Annotated in this window: 16 protein-coding genes and 2 tRNA genes; 10 read left to right on the top strand and 8 right to left on the bottom strand. The window is 66.4% G+C overall.

Annotated features, from left to right (window positions below):
- Positions 1–16: 16 nt before the first annotated feature.
- Entirely contained in the window at positions 17–1,966 is a 1,950-nt protein-coding gene (sppA, locus tag HGK27_RS04375) for a signal peptide peptidase SppA (protein ID WP_206239030.1), read from the bottom strand.
- A gap of 159 nt (positions 1,967–2,125) precedes the next feature.
- On the opposite strand from sppA, the gene HGK27_RS04370 reads away from it, so the two are divergent.
- A complete protein-coding gene (locus HGK27_RS04370) occupies positions 2,126–3,157 on the top strand; it encodes an aspartate carbamoyltransferase catalytic subunit (RefSeq protein WP_206239028.1) in 1,032 nt (343 codons plus the stop codon).
- On the top strand, positions 3,154–4,383 hold the full coding sequence (locus HGK27_RS04365) for a dihydroorotase (protein ID WP_206239026.1): 1,230 nt from the start codon (positions 3,154–3,156) through the stop codon (positions 4,381–4,383). Before HGK27_RS04370 ends, HGK27_RS04365 begins: the two co-directional genes overlap by 4 nt.
- A gap of 56 nt (positions 4,384–4,439) precedes the next feature.
- Here the strand turns inward: HGK27_RS04365 and HGK27_RS04360 are convergent, their stop codons facing one another.
- Positions 4,440–5,852, bottom strand: a complete 1,413-nt coding sequence (locus HGK27_RS04360; RefSeq protein ID WP_206239024.1) for an SPOR domain-containing protein — start codon at positions 5,850–5,852, stop codon at positions 4,440–4,442.
- 229 nt (positions 5,853–6,081) lie between these two features.
- Here HGK27_RS04360 and HGK27_RS04355 point away from each other — a divergent pair, with 229 nt between their 5' ends.
- Complete coding sequence (locus tag HGK27_RS04355; RefSeq protein ID WP_206239022.1) at positions 6,082–7,281, top strand: SPOR domain-containing protein; 1,200 nt, start codon at positions 6,082–6,084, stop codon at positions 7,279–7,281.
- A 253-nt stretch (positions 7,282–7,534) separates the two neighbouring features.
- On the opposite strand, the gene der is transcribed toward HGK27_RS04355, so the two are convergent.
- A complete protein-coding gene (gene der / locus HGK27_RS04350) occupies positions 7,535–8,923 on the bottom strand; it encodes a ribosome biogenesis GTPase Der (protein WP_206239020.1) in 1,389 nt (462 codons plus the stop codon).
- A gap of 661 nt (positions 8,924–9,584) precedes the next feature.
- Here der and HGK27_RS31005 point away from each other — a divergent pair.
- The gene (locus tag HGK27_RS31005) at positions 9,585–10,091 is read left to right on the top strand and encodes a CHAP domain-containing protein (RefSeq protein WP_241127328.1); all 507 of its coding nucleotides are present in this window, start codon (positions 9,585–9,587) and stop codon (positions 10,089–10,091) included.
- Between the two features lie 271 nt (positions 10,092–10,362).
- Here the strand turns inward: HGK27_RS31005 and HGK27_RS04340 are convergent, their stop codons facing one another.
- Complete coding sequence (locus tag HGK27_RS04340; RefSeq protein ID WP_206239016.1) at positions 10,363–10,671, bottom strand: DUF3297 family protein; 309 nt, start codon at positions 10,669–10,671, stop codon at positions 10,363–10,365.
- 79 nt (positions 10,672–10,750) lie between these two features.
- Between HGK27_RS04340 and HGK27_RS04335 the strand changes: the two genes are divergently transcribed.
- The 3 genes from HGK27_RS04335 (at position 10,751) to HGK27_RS04325 (ending at position 11,674) form a co-directional block, all read left to right on the top strand.
- Positions 10,751–10,825: transfer RNA gene (locus tag HGK27_RS04335), tRNA-Val, on the top strand.
- Positions 10,826–10,875: 50 nt separating this feature from the next.
- Positions 10,876–10,950 (top strand) — tRNA-Val (locus tag HGK27_RS04330).
- Positions 10,951–11,179: 229 nt separating this feature from the next.
- On the top strand, positions 11,180–11,674 hold the full coding sequence (locus tag HGK27_RS04325; protein ID WP_206239014.1) for a MucR family transcriptional regulator: 495 nt from the start codon (positions 11,180–11,182) through the stop codon (positions 11,672–11,674).
- A 37-nt stretch (positions 11,675–11,711) separates the two neighbouring features.
- Here the strand turns inward: HGK27_RS04325 and HGK27_RS04320 are convergent, their stop codons facing one another.
- The 3 genes from HGK27_RS04320 to HGK27_RS04310 all read right to left on the bottom strand — a co-directional run bounded on the left by HGK27_RS04320 (position 11,712) and on the right by HGK27_RS04310 (position 15,871).
- Entirely contained in the window at positions 11,712–12,743 is a 1,032-nt protein-coding gene (locus HGK27_RS04320) for a lysylphosphatidylglycerol synthase transmembrane domain-containing protein (RefSeq protein ID WP_241126837.1), read from the bottom strand.
- Between the two features lie 181 nt (positions 12,744–12,924).
- The gene (locus HGK27_RS04315; protein ID WP_206239012.1) at positions 12,925–14,451 is read right to left on the bottom strand and encodes an alginate export family protein; all 1,527 of its coding nucleotides are present in this window, start codon (positions 14,449–14,451) and stop codon (positions 12,925–12,927) included.
- 112 nt (positions 14,452–14,563) lie between these two features.
- Positions 14,564–15,871 carry an MFS transporter gene (locus HGK27_RS04310; RefSeq protein WP_206239010.1) on the bottom strand — a complete coding sequence of 436 codons (1,308 nt, stop codon included), beginning with the start codon at positions 15,869–15,871 and terminating at the stop codon, positions 14,564–14,566.
- Between the two features lie 107 nt (positions 15,872–15,978).
- Between HGK27_RS04310 and HGK27_RS04305 the strand changes: the two genes are divergently transcribed.
- Positions 15,979–16,947 carry an AraC family transcriptional regulator gene (locus HGK27_RS04305; RefSeq protein ID WP_206239008.1) on the top strand — a complete coding sequence of 323 codons (969 nt, stop codon included), beginning with the start codon at positions 15,979–15,981 and terminating at the stop codon, positions 16,945–16,947.
- A gap of 4 nt (positions 16,948–16,951) precedes the next feature.
- On the opposite strand, the gene HGK27_RS04300 is transcribed toward HGK27_RS04305, so the two are convergent.
- Positions 16,952–18,325, bottom strand: a complete 1,374-nt coding sequence (locus tag HGK27_RS04300) for an FAD/NAD(P)-binding protein (protein ID WP_206239005.1) — start codon at positions 18,323–18,325, stop codon at positions 16,952–16,954.
- A gap of 232 nt (positions 18,326–18,557) precedes the next feature.
- On the opposite strand from HGK27_RS04300, the gene HGK27_RS04295 reads away from it, so the two are divergent.
- Together HGK27_RS04295 and HGK27_RS04290 are read left to right on the top strand one after the other, a co-directional pair.
- Positions 18,558–19,502, top strand: a complete 945-nt coding sequence (locus tag HGK27_RS04295) for an aldo/keto reductase (RefSeq protein ID WP_206239003.1) — start codon at positions 18,558–18,560, stop codon at positions 19,500–19,502.
- 192 nt (positions 19,503–19,694) lie between these two features.
- Positions 19,695–20,951, top strand: a complete 1,257-nt coding sequence (locus HGK27_RS04290; protein WP_206239000.1) for an acyl-CoA dehydrogenase family protein — start codon at positions 19,695–19,697, stop codon at positions 20,949–20,951.
- Positions 20,952–20,959 lie beyond the last annotated feature (8 nt).

Below are 20,959 nucleotides of genomic sequence, written 5' to 3'. Positions count from 1 at the left end.
TTTTCAAAACAGCGCCTTACGGGTGGGGCGCGATGCCCACCCATTGCGCCAGCCGCATCAGCGTAAAGGCGCTCCAGCCCGACTGGCCCAGCACGCCGCCCCTGGGCGCCACGCCAGCCCCCAGCGTCACCGAACATTCCACACAGCGCACCTGCGCGCCCTGCGTGCCCATCAGCATTTTCGCCTGCGCCACCATCCGGGCCAGACCCATCTGCTGGCGCGCGGCAATCAGCCCGCTCAGATCGCCGGAGAGCGCATGGCTGTCATCATCGTCGCTGGCCTGATTGCCGCTGCTGTCATCATCACTGCCGCGCAGGCTCTGGGCCAGCTGCACCAACGCGGAGGGCTTCTGCTGCAGGAATTCGGCATGCCATTCGCCATCCTTCAGCTTGGCCTGATCGGCGGCATAGGCCAGCGCATCGTCCAGCCCGCCAAACGCATCGACCAGACCCTTCTGACGCGCCGTGCCGCCATCCCACACGCGGCCCTGTGCGATGGCATCGACCTCTTCCGGCGTCTTGTGGCGCGACGTGGCCACCAGCTTGATAAAGCGGCCATAACCGCCCTCGATATCGGCCTGAAGCAGGGCTTCCACCTCAGGCGTCAGGCCGGTGATCAGATCGGGCTGGCCGGACAAGGGTGTGGTGCGCACGCCATCACCCGTTACGCCCCAATGAGCCAGCGCCTTCTCGAAGCTGGGCACCACAGCGAAGATGCCGATCGAGCCGGTAATCGTGCCGGGCTGGGCAAAGATGCGCGTCGCGGGTGTGGAGACCCAATAGCCGCCGCTCGCCGCATAATTGGCCATGGAGACCACGATGGGCAGGCCCAGCTTCTTCTGCCGCTCGATCGCCGCGCGGATCGCCTCGGCGCCCAGCACCGAGCCGCCGGGGGAATCGACACGCACCACCAGCGCCGACAGCTTGCGCTGCTGCGCCGAATCGATCAGCCGCGCGATGCGCTCGCCGCCCGCCGTGCCGGGGCCTTCCTTGCCGTCGGTGATGTCCCCCGCGATGGTGATGACGCCGATGGACTTGCCCTTGGTGCTTTCCGGATTGGCGGCAATCCAGGTGTCCAGCGTGGTATGGGCGAAGGCGCCGGGGCGCTTGTCGTTGCGGTCATCGCCCGCCACATCCGCCACGCGCTGGCCGAAATCGGTGCGGTTGCCGATGCGATCCACCAGTCTGGCCTTCAGCGCCGCCTGAGCCGCATCGCCGCCCGCCGCCTTGAGCAGGCCCAGCGGGTCCTTCACCACGCCGGCAATATCCGCCTGCGGGCGCGCCTTGGCGACATTGGCCTGCCACTCACCCCAGATCGAGCCGATCAGCGCCTGATTCGACTCGCGCGACGGGTCCGACATGCCATTGCGGATGTAGGGCTCCACGAAATCCTTATAAGTGCCCACGCGGAAGACATGGACGTTGATCATCAGCTTTTCGAGCAGCGGACCGAAATAGGGACGATAGCCCCCCGGCCCCGGCACGAAAGCGCCGCCCAGCGGATCGAGCCACACCTCGCTGCCATGAGCGGCCAGCAGCATGCCGGCATCATCCAGCATCAGGCCATAGACCAGCACCGGCTTTTTGGCGGCCTTCACCGCGTCCATCGCCGCGCCGATCTCTTCCAGATGGACCAGACCGCCACCCGAGAAACCGGACATATCAATGGCCACGGCGCGGATCTTGTCATCCGCCACGGCGCCTTTCAGCGCGCGCACCACATCACGCTCGCGCACCTGTTGGCTGACGCCCTCGCCCGTGAGCGCGCTCATGGGATCGAGGCGGGGCAGTTCCTCCACCACCGCGCCATCCAGCTTGATCAGCAGCGCGCCCTTGCGCACCTGAGGCGAAGGCCCACGCGCCGTCAGCGCGGCAAACAGCAGGAAGAAGAACAGCAGCGCCATCACCAGCACCAGCGCGTCCTTGATCGCGACCAGCAGGTTCCAAACCTTGCGCGCGAAGATCATGCCGTTTTCCGTCCTTATTCCATGATGATGCAGCAGAGCGAAAACCCAAGGTGGAGCCGCTTGTTCCGCGCCGCAAGAGCCCCTCCCCTTAAACACAAGTGGAGAAAGGGGCAAACGGGCTTGAGCAAGAGCCCCCGGCGCACTAGGGAATCGTCTTCGATGACATCCTTTCAGCTCCCTCCCCTGCCGGCTTCCAGTGCCGGGCAGGCGTCGCGCTTCCCTGCGGGCTCGCTCGCTTTTCCTCATCGCGGATTGCTCGGCATCGCCGGACTTGCCCCGCATGAGATCCTGTTCCTGCTCGATGAGGCGGAACGCTGGGTCGAGCTGAACCGCCAGCCCGAAAAGCGCGTCGAGGCGCTGCGCGGCCTCACCATCATCAACGCCTTTTTCGAAAATTCGACGCGCACGCTGCTGAGCTTCGAGATCGCGGGCAAGCGCCTTGGCGCCGATGTGGTGAACATGCATGCCGCCACCAGCAGCGTGAAAAAGGGCGAGACGCTGATCGATACGGCGATGACGCTCAACGCGATGCGGGCGGACGCCATCGTGATCCGCCATGCCTCCTCGGGCGCGGTGCGGCTGATCGCCGACAAGGTGGACTGCCCGGTGCTCAACGCGGGCGATGGCCAGCACGAACACCCCACGCAGGCGCTGCTCGATGCGCTGACCATCCGCCAGTCGCTGAAGTTCACCGGCGGCGAAGGTTTTGTGGGCCTCAAGGTCGTGATCTGCGGCGATATCCTGCACAGCCGCGTGGCCCGCTCGAACATTCTTTCGCTCACGGCTCTGGGCGCCGATGTGCGCGTTTGCGCGCCCCCCGCCCTGATGCCCGAGGGGATCGAGCAGATGCGCGTCACCCCCTACCATGATTTCGACAAGGCGCTGGAGGGCACGGAAGTGGTGATGATGCTGCGCCTGCAGAACGAACGCATGAGCGGCCAGTTCATCCCCAGCCCCCGCGAATACCGCCACCTTTACGGGTTGAGCCCCGCGCGCCTCGCCAAGGCCGCGCCGGATGCTGTGGTGATGCACCCCGGCCCGATGAACCGCGGCATCGAAATCGACTCGACCGTGGCCGATCTGCCCGAGCGCAGCCTGATCACCCGTCAGGTCGAGATGGGCGTCGCCGTCCGCATGGCCGCGCTGGAGATCCTGACAAGGCGCGCGCGCGGCATGGAGGGCTGGGCATGAAGCACGCTCCCCTCACCATCGTGAACGGCCTGCTGGTCACGCCGGGCAAGGTCCCGTTCAAGGGCACCTTGCGCGCCGTGGATGATCGCATCGTCGCGCTGGGCGATATCAGCGCCGAAGCCGGCGACACCGTGGTCGATGCCAAGGGCGCGCTGGTCACGCCCGGTCTGGTGGACCTCGGTGTCTTCGCCATCGACAAGCCCGCCTTCCACTTCGGCGGCATCACCCGCGCCGCGCTGATGCCCGACCAGAGCCCGGTGATCGACCGCCCGAGCAACACCCGCTACGCCGCGCAAAGCGGCAAGCCCGACCTGTGGGTCCACCCCCTCGCCGCCGCCACGCGCGGGCTGGAAGGCAAGGAGCTGGCCGAGATCGCCATGATGCGCGATGCGGGCGCCAAGGCTGTCGCCACGGGCCGCGCCTGGATCGGCGACTCGGGCGTGATGCTGCGCCTGCTGCGCTATGCCGCCATGCTGGGCATGACGGTCATCACCCATGCCGAGGATGCCGGGATCACCGGCAGCGCCGTGGCCACCGCAGGCGAGATGGCCACCCGCCTCGGCCTGCCCAGCGCCCCGCGTGAGGCCGAGGCCGTCGCCGTCGCCCGCGACATCGCTCTGGCCGAAATGGCAGGTGCCGCCCTGCACTTCCGCCAGATCACCACCAAGGCCGCGCTCGATCTGGTGCGCGTGGCCAAGGCGAAGGGTCTGCGCATCACCGCAGGCGTGACCCCGGCGCATTTCATGCTCTCGGACACAGCGCTGGCCGATTTCCGCACCTTCTGCCGCCTTTCGCCGCCGCTGCGTCAGGAGGATGACCGCAAGGCCGTGATCGCCGCCATCGGCGACGGCACGATCGACGTCATCGCCAGCGGCCACGATCCTCGCGGCCCCGAAGACAAGCGACTGCCCTTCGCGGACGCCGAACCCGGCATGGCGGGCGCCGAAACGCTGCTGCCGCTGACCATGACTCTGGTGCGCGATGGCGTGATCGATATGGCCCGCGCCTTCGAATTGCTGGCCACCAACCCGGCGCGCCTGTTGGGCGTGGATGCGGGCGTGCTGGCGGTGGGCGCTCAGGCCGACATCGCGCTGATCGATGCCGACAAGCCGTGGATCGTCGATTCGAACAAGATGGCGGCTGCCGCTGGCAACACGCCCTTTGACCGCCAGCCCGTGCAGGGCCGCGTGCTGGGCCTGTTCAAGGGCGGCACGCAGGTCGATTGACGCAAAAAGGCGCCTTCCCGAAGGAAGGCGCCTACCCCGCTCAAAGGATTTGTGATTTAGCGCTTGTGGCCCGGAGCCGCCGGCACGCTGGCCATGGCCAGAGCCTGCCCTGCTGGCTCGGCACTCTTGCCCGACATGGCCATGCACACGCCGCCCGACTTCTTCACTCGGCCGCAGGCACCCTGCGCCGAGTTCGAGTCGAAGCCCAAAGCGGCCACGCGCCAGAATTCGCGGCCATTGACGGTGGCCTTGGTGATGGTGACCTCATGGCTGCGCAGATCGCCGCGCGCCATGGCCATCTTGCGGGCCTTTTCGGCATTGGCCTGATTGCTGAAAGCGCCAAGCTGCACCAGATGCGAGCCCGCAGCCGAACGCGTCACCTCGGCCTTGGCCACCCGCAGCCTGGCAGGCTGAACCTTCGCCACCTTCACGCCGCGAGCCTTGGGGGCGGGCGCTTCGTAAGCGACACGCGTCGGCACCGCGCGGGGCGCAGGCTGAGCCGCCGGAGTCGCAGGGACTTCCGACCAGGCCATCACCCCGCCCATCGCAGCCCGGCCCGAAGGCTGAGCTGGCGCGGCTTCGGGAGCAACGTCACGAACCGGCTCGACGACCGGCGTCGAAACAACGGCAGGAGCCGCACGAGCCGGAACCACCGGCGCGCTGACAGCAGCCGTCGCCACGGCAGGCAATTCCTTCTCGGCCATGGGCTGAGGCGCGGCAGCGGGGGCCTTGGCGGCCAGCTGAGCGCCGGGCGCCTCATCACGCAGGGCCAGAGCCGTCGGCAGACCCGGATCGCCAACCACCGGCGCGCCCAGCAGCGCTGCAACGCGCTGGCGGGTGGCATCAGGGCGGGCCGTGGCGGCCCATTGCGTCAGGCGCTCATCCAGCTTGTCAGGCGAAAGATCCATGGCGGCAACATTGCGCGCCTCGGCCCAGCGGCCATCCAGCGCATAGGCATAGGCCAGATTCTGGCGCAGCTTCTCATTGGCGTCGCCCGCGCGTGCCGCATTGGCCAGCACAGTCACACCGCCTGCCGAATCGCCCGCCAGCGCCAGCGCCAGACCGTAATCGGCAGCGGGCAGCGTGCCCTGTACCGTCTGCAGCAAGGCCAGCGCCTCACGGCTGTGCCCCAGCGCCGTTTGTGCCAGAGCGAGACTCAATGTCGTGCGCGGCGAATTGTCGCCCAGCACCACCGCATCGCTCAGCACCGTCACCGCCGATTCGAAACGTCCACCACGCAGATAGGCACGGCCCAGCGCGGCGCGGGTGGCCGCATCGCGCGGCGCCTTGCGCAGAGCCGATTCGCCGGCGGCGATGGTCTGGACCGAAGCGCCCGCAGGCGCGGCGCCCTCGGCGATCGCCTGAGCGCCGCCCAGCAGGGCCAGAGCCAGCGCCCCGCCCAGTGGCACAACCCGCAATGGGGCGCGAAGCAGCGCGGAACGGCGGTTTTGAGCAGGCTTGGACAGCATCGGTCTTTCCCCAAGGCATCGGCGTGTCAGCCGGACGCAGGCATTTTTCACGGGGAAAGATTGCAGATCGTTCCTAACGAACCCTTAAAACCCACTAAGGCATCCTCGAATCCGCGCGGAATTCCGCATGAACACCCTGCCCTTTACAAGTTTTTGTTTACCACATTTGCTTATGCGCAGAGCACGAGATGGTCGGCAGCCCCCGCCTGCCACACGGAAGGGAACCAAGATGATTCGCATCCACGGGCGCCGCGCCGCGCTCCCCACGGCGGGCCTGAAAAGCGCCGCCCTGCTGGGCGCGCTGGCCGCCTGCGGCCTGACGGCCCAGACCGCGCTGGCCGATGCCAAGGCCGGTGTCGATGCCTGGAGCCGCGCCGAAGCCGCCAGTGCCGCCGGAAACAAGGCCGCCGCTCAGCGCGACTATGCCGCCGCCATCCACGAATGGCAGGCCCTGGCCGACAAGGGCGACCCCGATGCCCAGTTCAACCTTGGCCAAGCCTACAAATGGGGCAAGGGCGTCCCTCAGGACCTGACCCGCGCCGAAGTGCTTTTCGCCAAGGCCGCCGCCAGGGGCCACACCGAGGCCGCCGACAATTACGGCCTTCTCCTCTTCCAGCGCGGCCAGCACGCGCAGGCCATGCCCTATATTCAGGCCGCTGCCGATCGCGGCGAGAAGCGTGCGCTCTATCTCCTCGGCATCGCCCATTTCAACGGCGAGAACGTGCCCAAGGACTGGGTGCGCGCCTATGCTCTGGAAACGCTGGCCAACCAGTCTGTCGACGGCCAGCCCCCGCTGCCTCAGGCCCGCGCCGCTCTGGAGCAGATGGACAAGTTCATCTCCATGGAGGACCGCCAGCGCGGCGCCTCTCTGGCCAGCGAGCTGAGCACCAAAATCGACGCCAACCGCCAGCGCCAGTTCGCCAGCAACGATCTGGGCAACACGGTGGCGCCCTCGCCGGTGGCCACCGCCCCGGCGGCTGTTGCCACGCCGCCTGCCGCCGCGCCTTCGCCCGCGCCGGTCAAGGCCCCGCCGCCGCCTAGGGCCAAGCCCGCTCCCAAGCCGACTCCGACCGCCGCCACGCCCGGCGAGGCGCCGAACCCGGTTGCGACCCGCACGCCGCCAGCGCCCAAGCCTGTGGCTCCGAAGCCCGCGCCTGTCGCCGCCAAGCCCGCCCCCGCCGCGCCGAAGCCTGCTCCGGCCAGCGGGACCTGGAAGATCCAGCTCGGTGCTTTCGGCGTGCCCGCCAACGTCGATGCGCAATGGGCCAAGGCCAGCCGTCTGCCGGAAGTCGCCGGGCATCCGCGCATGAACGTGCCCACAGGCAAGGTCACCCGTCTGATGGCCGGGGGCTATTCGGAAGAGAGCGCCAAGGCCGCTTGCCATAAGCTGGTGGCTGCCGGGATCACCTGTATTCCGGCGCAGAATTAAGGTTTTTCAAGAGAATAAGAAGGTGAAGTGCGAGGGTGTTACACCCTCGCGCTCCCTTTAATGTCTACGTAGCGCATCGGGTTCGGCCTTGCGCTCAGCTTGCCGCGCCGCAGGCTTTAACGTCTACCACGCAGAGACATTCACTGCCTGTCGCGCAGGTGGAGAGCCGGTGCACGCCGATGCGGCGCCACTGCCCTTTCGTCGGAAGACGTTATGGGAGCGCGAGGGGGTAACCCCCTCGCATCTTCCTGCCTTATTTCTTATCCGCGAACGGATTCTTGGGCATGCGCAACGTCATGCGCACCGGCACAGCGTCGAAGCCCAGTTCGCGGCGGATGCCGTTGATCAGATAGCGCTGATAGCTCATCGGCAGATCGTCCAGACGCGTGCCGAACAGGATGAAGCCGGGCGGGCGAGTCTTGGCCTGCGTGATGTAGCGCAGCTTGATGCGCTTGCCGCCCGGCGCCGGGGGCGGGTTGCTGGCCAGCGCCTTGTCGAACCAGCGGTTGAGCAGCGCGGTGGGCACGCGCTTCGACCAGGCCGCGCGCAGCTCGAAGGCAGCGGTCAGCAGCGTGTCGAGGCCCTTGCCGGTGCGCGCCGAAACCGTGATCAGCGGCAGGCCCTTCACCTGCGCCAGACCATCGTCGAGCGCGCCGCGAATGCCGTTGAACAGGGCGGAGGCGTCCTCGGCGATGTCCCATTTGTTGATGGCGATCATCAGCGCGCGGCCTTCCTCCAGCACCATGGAGGCGATTTTCAGATCCTGATGCTCCAGCCCGCGCGTGGCGTCGAGCAGCAGCACGACGACCTCGGCGAAATCGATGGCGCGGCGCGCGTCAGCCACCGAGAGGCGTTCCAGCTTCTCGGTGACATTGGCCTTCTTGCGCATGCCGGCGGTGTCGATCAGGCGGACGGGGCGCACATCGCCGCTGGCCGGATCGGTCCATTCCCAGTCGATGGCAATCGAATCGCGGGTGATCCCGGCCTCGGGTCCGGTCAGCAGGCGGTCGTCCTTCAGGATCGAGTTGATCAGCGTGGACTTGCCCGCATTGGGCCGCCCGACGATGGCCAGCTTGAGGGGTGCGCGGTTGAGCGCTTCCTCATCCTCGGGATCGATCTCGTCTTCCTGCTCGTATTCCTCGCCCTCGCGCTCGATATGAGGCAGCAGGGCGCTGAACAGGTCGGCCATGCCCTCGCCATGCTCGGCGCTGATCGCCAGCGGTTCGCCCATGCCCAGAGAGAAGGCCTCGAAGAAGCCGGCGTCGCCGCTGCGGCCTTCGGCCTTGTTGGCCACCAGAATCACCGGCACGGTCTGCTCACGCAGCCAGCGGGCAATTTCCTCGTCCAGCGGGGTCAGGCCAGCGCGCGCATCAATGCAGAACAGCGCAACATCGGCGCCGACCAGCGCGGCCTCGGTCTGGGCGCGCATGCGGCCCGGCAGGGTGTGCGCATCCTCATCTTCCCAACCGGCGGTGTCCACGATGGTGAACTCCAGACCCAGTAGATTTGCTTCCCCGAAGCGGCGGTCACGCGTCACGCCCGGCTGATCGTCGACCAGCGCCAGCTTCTTGCCAACGAGCCGGTTGAACAGCGTGGACTTGCCCACATTGGGGCGACCGATGATGATAACTTGAGGCAGCATGTGTTGATGATCCAGAAGGCAAGCATTTGCCGGGTCAGCATATTTTTGCCGGGCAAGCGTGGCAAAGCCCAGTGCTTTTGCCCTTGCCCCGGCATCTGTCGCTGCACACGGGAAGCGACGCCCCTTGCCTCCACCCCGCCCGAAAAGCAAGAAAAACCGCGATTCGGCGCAGCCCTGCCGCCCAGCCGTGCCAAAAATCGACAAGACTGTGATCGCCGATATCGTTCAATCTGGTTGAGGTCTTGGTAACCATATCAAGCGACCAGCCCCTAAGAGTCGGCAAGTTATTGCCGCATTCATGACGGGACAGATTCTCCTTGGGGCATGCGTGACGGAGCCGTTGCGCGTGAAACCGGCCTTTTGGGCATCGGCTTTGCGGGCGGCAAGTTTTTGCACGGCAATCTCTTGCCTTGCGGCCCTCACACCTGCGCCCGCGCTGGCACGCGGCACAATACAGTTCGTGGATGTGACCAGCAGCCACAGCTCGGCCTATCGGGTGACGGGCGTGACCAGCGTCAACAACTACCGCATCGGGGTGAGCACACCGGCCAATCTGCTGCCGGAAGCCAGCACGCCATCGCGCGCGACGCGCTATGGCTACGCCGCGCCCACCCGCCGCAAGGCTGCCTCCACAGGCTACGCCGCGAGCAAGGCCCCGAGACTGGCCGTCTCCGCCGCTGACGAAGTGCTGCCCGGCTATCTGCAATGCGTGCCCTATGCCCGTCAGGCCTCAGGCATCCAGCTTTTCGGTGACGCCCGCACATGGTGGAGCCAGGCCGCCGGGCGCTACAGCCGGGGCAACACGCCCCGCGTCGGCGCCGTGATGGCCTTCCGCCCGCATGGCAAGATGGTGCTGGGCCATGTCGCCATGGTCAGCCGCGTGGTCGATTCGCGCCGCGTGCTGCTGCGCCATGCCAATTGGTCGCCGATCAACGGCAAGCGCGGTCAGGTGGAGCGCGATGTGATGGCCGTGGACGTCTCCCCTGCCGGAGACTGGAGCCAGGTGCGCGTGTGGTTCGACCCCATTCAGGGGTTGGGCAGCACACATTGGCCGGTGTCGGGCTTTATCTATCCGCGCGGGCCTGCGGTGCCGGTGCATGGGCTGGCGGCCAGCCGCTGGACCAGCGATCCGATCGGGGCGATTATCGCGGCGTTTTCCCGGCGGTAAAGAAGAAGGATAATGCGAGGGGGTTACCCCCTCGCGCTCCCATTCCGTCTTCCGGCGAAAGGGCAGTGACACCGAAATGGAGTGCCCTGTCTCTCCACCTGCGCGGTATTAGGGCGCCGCAGGCAGGCAATCTTTTGATCGATACGTGACACAGGCAATTTAAAAGCCTGCGGCGCTGCAAACTTGGCCCTATGGCCGAACCCGAAGCACAACGTAGACATGAAAGGGAGCGCGAGGGCGATGGCCCTCGCACCTTACTTGTCTTGAAACCTCAGGCCTTGGCCACCGGAGCGTTTTCGCCCAGATCCTCGAACCATGCTTCCACGGGCCCGCTCAGCTTGATGGTCAGGGGATTGCCCTTGCGGTCCATGGACTTGCCGGCTTGCACGCGCACCCAGCCTTCCGAAATCGAGTATTCCTCGACGTTGTTGCGCACCACGCCCTTGAAGCGGATGCCAATGCCGCGCTGGAGCAGATCGGCATTGAAATGCGGGCTGGCGGGATTGATCGCCAGACGGTCGGGCGGGGTATCCGTACCGGTGGTGGTGGCGGGCGAGCTGGTTTCTGGCGTGTCAGTCATGGCTTTGCTCAATAATTTTCGCGAGCCACTTGTCAACGCCGCGCGGTGCGTCTAGTGGCGCCTCTCCGCAAGTGACAGCGGGCGCGTAGCTCAGCGGTAGAGCACACCCTTCACACGGGTGGGGTCACAGGTTCAATCCCTGTCGCGCCCACCATCCCCCGGCCTTGGCTTTGGGAGGATGGCCAGTCACACAGCCGCCACGGCGGGCGCGTAGCTCAGCGGTAGAGCACACCCTTCACACGGGTGGGGTCACAGGTTCAATCCCTGTCGCGCCCACCATGAAATCCTTCATTTCATGGTATTTTTGCGGAGGGCAATGCGGTAAAGCGTGCCCTGACTGCGCCAGCCCCGCAAATTTCCCCTTGCAGCTTTGCAAAACACGCGAAAAACCCGATCCGGATCAGTTAATCGATTGTAACCGCAAGCATTCGTTACAATTTTTTACCCACAAAGCGCTTCTCTTGTGTAAAGTGCGGCCATCCAAGGCCCAACGAGGAGAGAAGTCGCCATGGCTAATGAAACATTGCTTACGCTTGCCGCTGATATTGTTTCGGCGCATGTCAGCAACAACACTGTGTCGTGTGACGATCTGCCTCGTCTGATCCAGTCGGTTTACGGTTCGCTGCAGGGCCTGGGCCAGGAAGCGCCGGCCGAGCACAAGCCGGAGCCTGCGGTGTCGGTGCGTGCTTCGCTCAAGTCCGATACGCTAACCTGCCTCGATTGCGGCACCAAGATGAAGATGCTCAAGCGCCATCTGGCCACCGATCATGGGCTGAGCCCGGCTGAGTATCGCGCGCGTTGGGGCCTCAATGCCGATTATCCGATGGTCGCCCCCGATTATGCCGCGCGCCGCAAGGAGCTGGCGGTGAAGATCGGTCTGGGCCGCAAGCCTGCCGGCGAAGGCGAAACCGCCAAGAAGCCCCGCACCCCCGCCAAGGATGGCGCGGCTCCGGCCAAGCGCGGCCCCCGCAAGAAGGTTGAGGCCGAAGCCAACGCGGCCTGAGTTTTGTGCCGGGGTGCTGAGAAGGCGCCCCGGCCTTTCAACCATCCTGATGCGGCGCGATGGCGCCCCGCATCAGCAGCAGACCCGGCAGCAGCGGCAGCCATAGCGTCAACACCCGCAACAGCAGCGTCGCCGTCAGCCCTGTGCCGGAGGGCACGCCCATCAGGCTGAGCATAAGGGTACAGGTCGCCTCGAAACTGCCCAGCCCCAGCGGCACCGGCCCCAGCGTGATGACGATCGAGGCCATCATGAAGGCGATATAGGCCGTCACCAGTTCGGCCCATAGTCCCGCATTCTGGCCTGCCGCCCCCTGCCCCAGCGCCCTCAGGCACGCCAGCAGCGTGGCAGCATCCAGCAGAAAGATCAGCGCGTTCCAGAAGGTGACCTGAGCGATCAGCGGGCGGTCGCGCAGCAGGGTGCCGGGCGCCTCCCCCACAGTGACGAGCAGATCGCGCACAAAGCCCAGCTTCGCCATCCAGCGCGGCAGCGGGCGGCGTCCACGCTGCCTCAGCCACAGCGCCGTGCCCGGAATGGCCATCGCCACCAGCAGAAACAGGCTGACCAGCCCGGTGATCCAGGGCGTGATCGCCCCATGCAGCCAGAGCAGCATCAGCATCGCCACGGCAAACACCGCATAGGCCGCGTAAAAGCCGATCATCGAGAGGATCAGCGCCGCAACCGAGGCACCGCGCGGCACGCCATTCAGCATCAGCTGGTCCACCAGCACCACATTGCCGCCCAGCCCCGCACTGGGCAGCGCCTGATCGGCGAACAGCTTGGTGATCGCGATACGCAGCAGGCGCGGCATCGGCTGCGGATGCCCGGCATGGCGCAGCACCGCCTGCCAGCCCAGCGCGAGGCAGACATAGGTCAGGATTTGCAAGCCCAGCGCCGCGGCGAGCCAGTCAGGGCTGGCCTTGCTCACCAGCACCAGCAGGCGGGCGATCTCATGGCGACGCAGCACCGCCGCCACCAGCGCGCCCACCAGCATGATGCCGAAAAACCAGCCGCGCCAGCGCCCTGCCCCGGCCTTGGGAACATGCCTGGGTCTGGCAGGCTCAGCGTCCAAGGAGGCGCCCCTGCCCGGCCAGACCGAATCCCTGCGCGTGGGGCCCGATCGCCGGTTCTGTGCGAAAGCATCTCATGGCGATGAAATGCCTTGCCCCGCGCGGCGGTTCCTCGCCTCCCCAAAGCGTTTGCAAGCCGGGTGCAATCACCCGGCGACTCGGAAAACGCGGCAAGACAAAAGGCTAGAAGCGCAGCTCGCCCAGCAGGCCGAAGTAATTGCCATTTCTGCCGCCATCCGCCTTCATCGAGCGCGTGCCGGAGAAATAGGTCTCGTAAAGGCGGAACTGCACGCTTTTGGTGGCCTGCCAGGTGGCTTCCAGATTGAGATCGGTGCCAATCGCCCGGCTGCCGTCATAGGCCTTCAGCGTTGCCCCCGCCGGGCCGATGTAGATGCCGTCGGCGGTGGAGTTACGCCACAGGAAGTCCGGCCCCACGGTGATCGCCAGATCCTTGCGCGGCTTGACCGTCACCATCGGATAGACATCCATCAGGTTGGAAAGCGCGAAAAACGCCGCCTCGCTGATCAGCGGCAGGCGCGGCGAGGCTGCCCAGAAGGTGCCCGCCTTGCCGTCATTAGCCTTGCCATCGCCCGAGAAGATGTTGGCCCGCACGCCCAGACGCGGCGTCCATGTCTGCTCGGCAAAGGTGTAACCCGCATCCAGCATCACGGCATAGGCATCGATCTGCTGCCCCACGAAATGGCCGCGCTGAAGGTTGCCCTCCAGATCGAGGTCATAATGCTTCGTCTTGCGGGCGATGCGCGCGCCCCAGTTCTGGCGCGTATCGGCGCCCTTGCCGGTGTAGAGCGTCGCCGTGTCGCGGTTGACCTGATAGAAATAGAGGTCCGTCGTCAGCCCCGGCACCAGCGCGGCAGAGCTGGCATAGATGCCGCGATAGATGCTGGTGTGATTCGGGCCATCGTCGAAGGTGCCGGGCTTGATGTTGATCGGGCGCACGTCGAAGGCGTCGATGCTGATCTTGCCCGGCAGAATATAGGTGGCGCGGAAGCCCTGATAGGAAAGGCGCATGTTCAGCCCCTCGCGCACGCCCATCAGCTTGCCATTGCCCAGCGGCATTTCATAGCGGCCCGGGCGGAAGGTGATCTGCCCCGCCTTGCCCAGCGGCACCGTCAGATCGACAAAGGCCTGCTGGATATCGAAGCGGTCGACATTGGGCCCGGTGGTGAAATTCTCGCCATATTCGCGGTTGTCGCCCAGTTCGATAAAGGCGCGGACATATTGCGTGATATGCAGATCGGCATTCAAACGCGCGCGCGTCTGCAGGGGTCGGTCGCTGTCATTGGCACGCTGGCCCAGATAGGCATGGCTCCAATCGGTGTAGTAAAGGCGCAGGCCGCCGCCCAGCGTCAGATAGATATCGTCACGCCCCAGCGAGATATGCTTCATCTTCGCGGTCAGCGGCGCATCGGATGAGACCGGTCTGGACCAATCCTCGGCCCAGCGCATGATCTGATAGGTGCCCGGCGCGCCCAGCCGCCCGCCCGGCTGGTTGCTGGCAGGCAGCACAGGCTTTTTATCGCCATCCCTGGGCGCGGGCCTGATCGCGGCGCTGGTGCCGCCGAACATCGGATCGGAGGGCACATCGGTGCCGGTGCCAAGGCTGGGTGGTGGAGCTTCGGCATGGGCCGTCTGGACCATGGTCGCGGTGGCGACGATGCCGGCCAGACAGGCAAGGTTGAAACGCGTCATCAGTGATGTCTCTCGGGGGCATGGGCGCGCGCCATCGCAGGGCAAAAGCGCGGCCCGGTCAGACAGGGTCAGGATTGAAAAGCAGGGTCCGGGGGCAGAGCCCTGCCAAGGATCAGGCGATATCGGCCTCGCGATAGCGCAGCAGCGAGAGGGCAAGGCCGCCCACCAGCGTGCCGCAGGCCATCACCCCGGCCACATGCGAGAGCGGCCAATGCGCCTCGAACAAGGCGCCCGCCACGATGGGGCCCAAAGCGGCACCGGCACGCCCGATGCCGATCACCAGACCGGTGCCGCCCGCGCGCAACTCGGCGGGATAGGATTGGGCGATCACCGCATAGAGCCCCGCCGTCGCGCCATTGGTGAAGAAGCCGCCAAGGCAGGCCGCCAGCGACAGCGCCTCCAGCGTGCCCAGCCCCTGACCGAAAGCCGCCACCGCCGCGGCGCCGCCCAGCATCAGCCCGATCACCAGCGGGCGCACGCCAAAGCGCTGGGTCAGGATGGAGAGCGTGATCGATCCCGTCGCCCCGCCCACATTGGCCCAGACCAGCACACCACCGGCAGCGGCAGCGGGATAGCCCATGTCGACGATGATCTTGGGAATCCACTTCATCAGGAAGTAGAAGGTCATCATATGCGAGAAATAGGCGAGGATCAGCGCCGTGCTGACACCTGCCACGCCCGGCGCGAACAGTTGGGCCAGCGCCACGCCCTTCTTCGCCTCGGGCAGCGGGGGCAGCAAGTCGAGAGGCTCGCGGCCCTGGCGCACCATCGTGCGGTTGATCTTCTCCAGCGCGCCGCGCGGCTGGCGGATCAGCAGGAAGGCGATGGTTTCGGGCACCAGCCACAGCACCAGCGGGATGAAGCACACCGTCATCGCCGCGCCGAACTGGAACACGCTCTGCCAATGGCCTGTCGTGGCCAGCAACTGTGAGGCGATAAAGCCGCCCACCACCGCGCCGATCGGATAGCCGCCCGCCATGATCGCCACGGCCAGATTGCGCCGCCGCGCATTCGAGCATTCCGCGACGATGGCATTGGTCGCCGCCAGCATGCCGCCGATGCCAAGGCCGGTGTAGAGCCGGAAGGCCGAAAGCATCGTCACATCTTGAGCGAAAGAGGCCGCCAGCATGCCGCTGGCCATCACCACCAGGCAGCCCAGAATGGTGGGGCGCCGCCCGATCCTGTCGGCCAGCATGCCGAGCAGGAAGGCGCCCAGCCCCATGCCGATCAGCTCCATCGACAGCACCACGCCCAGCGCCTGCCTGGTGACATGCCATTCTTTGGCAATGCCCGGCGAGGCGAAGCTGATCGAGAGCACGTCGAAACCGTCGAGCGCATTGAGCGCGGTGGCAATCGCAATCGCCAGTGTCTGGCGCAGATGCATCGGTTCACGCGCGATTCTAGCGCGGGGATCTTCCATGGCAGTCCTCTTGGGGCAGGTTATGAGCGGTCAGGCAGTGTCGTGGGCAGCGCGAGGCGGCGGTCCTGCGGGTTGCGCCAATGTGAACCATCACGTACAGGCCCGCCATGCGCGATTATGATATTAAACAGGACAAATCGCCAAAACAGGTCGAATCCGTCCTGATCGCGGGCAGCCGCAGCGATGTGCCCGTGCCCAGCTATGTGCTTTACGGCGACGCTGAACCGCGCCCCAAATGGTTCATCAATGTAGAACCGCTGGAGCGCCGCTGCCGCGAGCGTGGCTGGGTGATCCAGCCGCATGTCCATCCGCGCTTCTGCCAGCTGATGCTGGTCACCGGCGGGCATGGCGAGATGCTGATCGAGGGCGAGAGCCAGCCCTTCTCCTGCGGATCGGTGCTGGTGGTGCCGCCCCATCGCATCCATGGCTTCCGTTATGAGGGCAGCGCGCAAGGCTGGGTCCTGACCATCGACACCCATTATTTCGAAAGCCTGCTGCAGCGCGCGCCCGCCCTGCATCTGCTGATGATGAAACCCGGCGTGGTCGATCTGCCGCCGGCCGTGCTGGACCAGTTGACGCCCGACCTCGAAAGGCTGGGGCAAGAGCTGGAAGGCGGGCGCCGCGGCAGTTCGATCGGCGCGGACATTCATCTGATGGCTGTGCTGCTGCATCTGTTCCGCCACTGGCCGGATGGCACGGCGCCTGCCCCTTCGGGCCATGGGCGCGGGCGGCTGGTTGCGCGGTTTCGCGCTCTGGTGGAGGAGCAGTTCCGCCGCCAGCCGCTGCTCGATGCGATGGCCGCGCAGCTGGGGGTCAGCGTCTCGCAATTGCGGCTGGCCTGCACGCAGGTGGCAGGGCTCTCGCCGCAGGCCATGCTGCATGAACGCATTCTGGCCGAGGCGCAGCGCTATCTGGCCTATACGGCTCTGTCGGTGACCGGCATCGCCGGGGAACTGGGCTTTGCCGAGGCCAGCTATTTCACCCGCTTCTTCAAGAAGAAGACCGGAGAAACGCCGCGCGCCTGGCGGCTGGCTCATGCCGAGCGCAGCGGATTCCAAAGCGCCGATCAGGCATAATGCGTCAGAGCCCCTCGCCCTCCACCCAGTGAGTCTGGGTCATGCGGCGGGCCGTGGACCAGACCTGACGGCGGATATCGGGCACGGCCACGCTTTCCCAGAAAGCCCCGCGCGTCAGCGGCCCCACGGCCAGCAGCGCCTCATGCACCGCGCCCTGCGCATCGATCAGCCGCCCGGCATGGTCGACATCCAGCCCCAGCCGGTGCCGGTCGGAGCGGATCAGGCCGCGCGCCGCCAGCCGGTCGAGCAGCGGATCGCCGCAGCGCCCGATGTCGCTTTCCGGCCCGGTGCAGAGCAGGATGCGGTCCACAGTGAGGCTCTGTTCGCCCGCAGCACCGCGCGGGCGCAGGGTGATCCGTGCCCGCCCCTGCTCTTCGCGCGCGGAAAGGATGCGCCCGGCCTGAAGGGTCAGCCGGTCTTCGGCCTGCATCTGCGCGATCCGCTCGGCAACGGGCGGGGCCAGGCGATGGCGGTGGACATCCCACCACGGGCGCAGATGACGCAGCAGCCGGGCCTGTTGCTGCCGGTCATGCAAGCGCCATAGGGCCTGCGTATGGGGGCGCAGCTCATCCACCGCCTCACGCCAGTCCACCTCTTTCGCGCGGTGGCGCAGGCGCTGCAGCAGGGCCGCTCCGCGCTCCGCCGGGCGGGGTACGGGGCCGGGCCTGGGCCCCTCGGCCGCATGGGCACGCGGCATCAGCCCCCGGCGTGACAAAGCGGTGACCTTGCCGCCAAAGCCCGCGCGGTCGAGGCTGATCGCCATATCCGCCGCCGTCAGCCCGGTGCCCACCAGCAGCACATGGGCGTCATCGCCCAGCCCCTCCAGCGCATCGTCGGCCCATGGGTCAGCTTTCAGGATGGTCCCGGGCAGATCGGCCAGCAGCGGCAGCATCGCGGGCGCGAAATTGCCCGAGGCCAGCACCAGAGCACGCGCCGCCAGCACCTCGCCATCGGCCATCTGCACATCCACGCCGGTGGCGCTGAGCGTGGCATCGCATGCCTCGCCCTGACGGATCGAGAGCAGCTCGGGCGAAGCGGTCAGCGCCGCCATCAGCAGCTCATGCAGATAATGGCCATAGGTAACGCGCGGGACGAAGCGGTTGGCCTTCTCGCCCTTGTCGTAATCGAGCCAGCGCAGGAAATGGTCTGGGTCCTCGGGGAAGGCGCTCATGTTGGCGGCGCGCACATTGAGCAGATGCCCCACCTGACGCGTGCCATAGGCCACGCCCTTGGCGAAATGGGCGCCTTCGCGCTCCACCAGCACCACGGGGGCGCCCTGCCTCACCAGATTGATCGCCAGCAGCGTGCCGGAAAAGCCTGCCCCCACGATGGCGATGGGCAAGGTCGGGGTGGTCGGCAGGGATGCGTCGAGGCTCATGCCCCGCTGCTTAAGGCGGGCCATGAGAGCCGTAAAGGGCGGCCTGCCCCATGCCGCGCTCCATCCATCACGCAAGCTGCCGGGATCGGGCCGGGAAGCGCATCCGGAATAAAATCACATTGCCTATGGGATAACTATGATTAATTCTCGGGCCCCAAGTTTTTATGCCTCGCGCGGCGGGCGGCCACAGGCTCATGGCCCCCGCATACGCAGGTTGGAGCAGGAGCAGAGCATGCCATCTATCGGTTCGTTGGAGGTCAGCCGTCAGGGTTTCGGGGCGATGGGCCTCTCGCATGTCTATGGCCATGCCGATGAGGCGGGCTCGATTGCCACGCTGCATCGCGCGGTGGATCTGGGGATCACCTTTTTCGACACCGCCACCGGCTATGGGTCGGGGCACAATGAGGAGTTGCTGGGCCGCGCCCTGCACCCGCATCGCGAGAGGCTGGTGATCGCCAGCAAGTTCACGCATCGCCGGGGCGAAGGCCCTGTGATCACCGCTCAGGACGCGGTGGAGGCCAGCCTGAAGCGTCTCGGCCTCGACCATATCGACCTCTATTACCTGCACCGCATCGATGGGCAGATCCCGGTGGAAGAGTCGATCGGCCAGCTTGGGCGTCTGGTTGAAGCGGGCAAGATCGGCGCTGTCGGCATTTCCGAAGCGGGCGCCGATGCGTTGCGGCGCGGCCATGCCACACACCCGATCACCGCGCTACAGAGCGAATATTCGCTCTGGACCCGCGAGATCGAGGATGAAATCCTGCCCACCGCGCGGGAACTGGGCATCGGCTTTGTCGGCTATGCGCCGCTGGGCCGGGGCTTTCTGGCCGGGGCCGCCCCCACCGAGGAAGGCGACCGCCGCAACATCCACCCGCGCTTTCAGGAAGAGGCCGTGGCCGCCAACAGCGCCCGCCGCGCGCTGATCGACAGCGTGGCGCAGCGCCATGGCGTCACCCCGGCGCAGATCAGCATCGCCTGGGTGCTGGCCAAGGGCGTGGTGCCGATCCCCGGCACGCGCCATATCCATCATCTGGAAAGCAACTGGGCCGCCAATGATGTGGTGCTGGATCCGGCCACCATCGCGGAGCTGGAAAGCGCCTTCCCGCGCGGCACCACGGCGGGCGACCGCTATCCCGAAGAGCAGATGGGCAGCCTGCCGGAAAGCCAGCCTGCCTGAGCGATGATGCCATGCCCCGGGCCGGATGCGGCCCGGGGCATGAAGCTGCTCCATGGCGAGCAGTAATATATCTACCACGCCAATAGGCTTTAAGGTGTATATGAGGGCCTCTTAATCCGAGTCCCGGCATGATCGCGCTGGCCGCCATGCCCCGCGCCCTATGCTGCGCCCCAGGTTTCAAGGAGAGTTTGCATGCCCGAAGCCCTGACGCTTGCCGAGGCCCCGCCACGCGGTGAGGCCCCTGCCCGCCTGACGCGCGAGGCCATTCTGGCCCGCCTGCCCGAGGTGCTGGACACCGTGGCCGAGGGCGCCGCCGAGCGTGAGCGCAGCCGGGAACTGCCCTTCCACCTCTTCGACTATCTGCGCACCACCGGCCTCACCTTTCTGCGCGTGCCCGAGGCGCTGGGCGGCCCGGGCGGCAGTTTTTCCGACCAGCTTGAGGTCACTGTCGCTTTGGCCTCGGCGGATTCCGGCGTGGCCCATGCGTTGCGCAGCCATTTCGCCTTTATCGAAAGTCTGGCGATCGATCCCGCCTCCGAGGCCAGCCGCAAGCGCGCGCCTCAGGTGCTGGCGGGCAAGATTTTCGGCGGCGCGCATATGGAGATCAACACGCCACGCCCCAACCAGTTTCGCACCCGCCTGACCCGTGAAGGCGATCATTACCGCCTCAACGGCGAGAAATATTACGCCACCGGCGCGATCTTCGCCGACTTCCACAGCTTCAGCGCAATGAACGATGCCGATGAGGTGACCCATGTGCTGCTGCCCGCGGGTCGCCCCGGGGTCAAGCTGCTCGATGACTGGGACGGCATGGGCCAGACCCTCTCGGCCAGCGGCACGGTGCTGCTGGAGAATGTGCAGGTCTTCGCCGAGGAGATCGGCGCGCGCGGCGGCAACGATCCCTTCCGCCGCCGCCATGGCGCCACCCGCGCGCAATTGCATCTGGTGGCGGTGATGGGCGGCATTGTGCGCAATGTGCTGGCCGACGCCATCCAGTTCACCACCAAAAAGGCGCGCGCCGCCAAGCACAGCAGCGCGGAAAAGGCCTCGGGCGATCCCTTTGTGCAGCAGACGGTGGGCGATATTTCGGCCCTGTCGCATGTGATCGATGTGACCATCGCCGATGTGGGCCGCCATCTCGACCGCAGCGCCGAGGCCTTTGCGGCGGGCGAGACCGATCCCGAGGTGCTGGACCGTCTGGTCTTCGCGGCGCAGCTGGCCAATTCCAAGGCGCAGATCATGGTGGGCCGTCTGGCGCAGCAGGCTGCCGAGCGGCTGTTCGACACGGGCGGCGGCTCGGCCATTTCGCGCAAGCAGGCCTTCGATCGGCACTGGCGCAATGTGCGCACTCTGCTCAACCACAATCCAGCGCTGCTGCGCGGGCGGGTGCTGGGGGATTACTACCTCAACGGCACGCGCGACGATTTCGATGAGGGCCGGGTCTTTTAAAAAGGCAC

This window comes from Novosphingobium terrae (assembly GCF_017163935.1).
Lineage (GTDB): Bacteria > Pseudomonadota > Alphaproteobacteria > Sphingomonadales > Sphingomonadaceae > Novosphingobium > Novosphingobium terrae.
Note: the sequence above shows the minus strand (reverse complement) of the source record. Positions and strands in the feature narration are given on the sequence as shown.

Coding starts and splice junctions, on each gene's coding strand:
- HGK27_RS04315 (WP_206239012.1), bottom strand. CDS start 14,451: ATGACGCGTTTCAACCTTGCCTGTCTGGCCGGCATCGTCGCCACCGCG.
- HGK27_RS04355 (WP_206239022.1), top strand. CDS start 6,082: ATGATTCGCATCCACGGGCGCCGCGCCGCGCTCCCCACGGCGGGCCTG.
- HGK27_RS04290 (WP_206239000.1), top strand. CDS start 19,695: ATGCCCGAAGCCCTGACGCTTGCCGAGGCCCCGCCACGCGGTGAGGCC.
- HGK27_RS04340 (WP_206239016.1), bottom strand. CDS start 10,671: ATGACTGACACGCCAGAAACCAGCTCGCCCGCCACCACCACCGGTACG.
- HGK27_RS04325 (WP_206239014.1), top strand. CDS start 11,180: ATGGCTAATGAAACATTGCTTACGCTTGCCGCTGATATTGTTTCGGCG.
- HGK27_RS04310 (WP_206239010.1), bottom strand. CDS start 15,871: ATGGAAGATCCCCGCGCTAGAATCGCGCGTGAACCGATGCATCTGCGC.
- HGK27_RS04360 (WP_206239024.1), bottom strand. CDS start 5,852: ATGCTGTCCAAGCCTGCTCAAAACCGCCGTTCCGCGCTGCTTCGCGCC.
- HGK27_RS04300 (WP_206239005.1), bottom strand. CDS start 18,325: ATGAGCCTCGACGCATCCCTGCCGACCACCCCGACCTTGCCCATCGCC.
- der (WP_206239020.1), bottom strand. CDS start 8,923: ATGCTGCCTCAAGTTATCATCATCGGTCGCCCCAATGTGGGCAAGTCC.
- HGK27_RS04305 (WP_206239008.1), top strand. CDS start 15,979: ATGCGCGATTATGATATTAAACAGGACAAATCGCCAAAACAGGTCGAA.
- HGK27_RS04365 (WP_206239026.1), top strand. CDS start 3,154: ATGAAGCACGCTCCCCTCACCATCGTGAACGGCCTGCTGGTCACGCCG.
- HGK27_RS04370 (WP_206239028.1), top strand. CDS start 2,126: ATGACATCCTTTCAGCTCCCTCCCCTGCCGGCTTCCAGTGCCGGGCAG.
- HGK27_RS04295 (WP_206239003.1), top strand. CDS start 18,558: ATGCCATCTATCGGTTCGTTGGAGGTCAGCCGTCAGGGTTTCGGGGCG.
- sppA (WP_206239030.1), bottom strand. CDS start 1,966: ATGATCTTCGCGCGCAAGGTTTGGAACCTGCTGGTCGCGATCAAGGAC.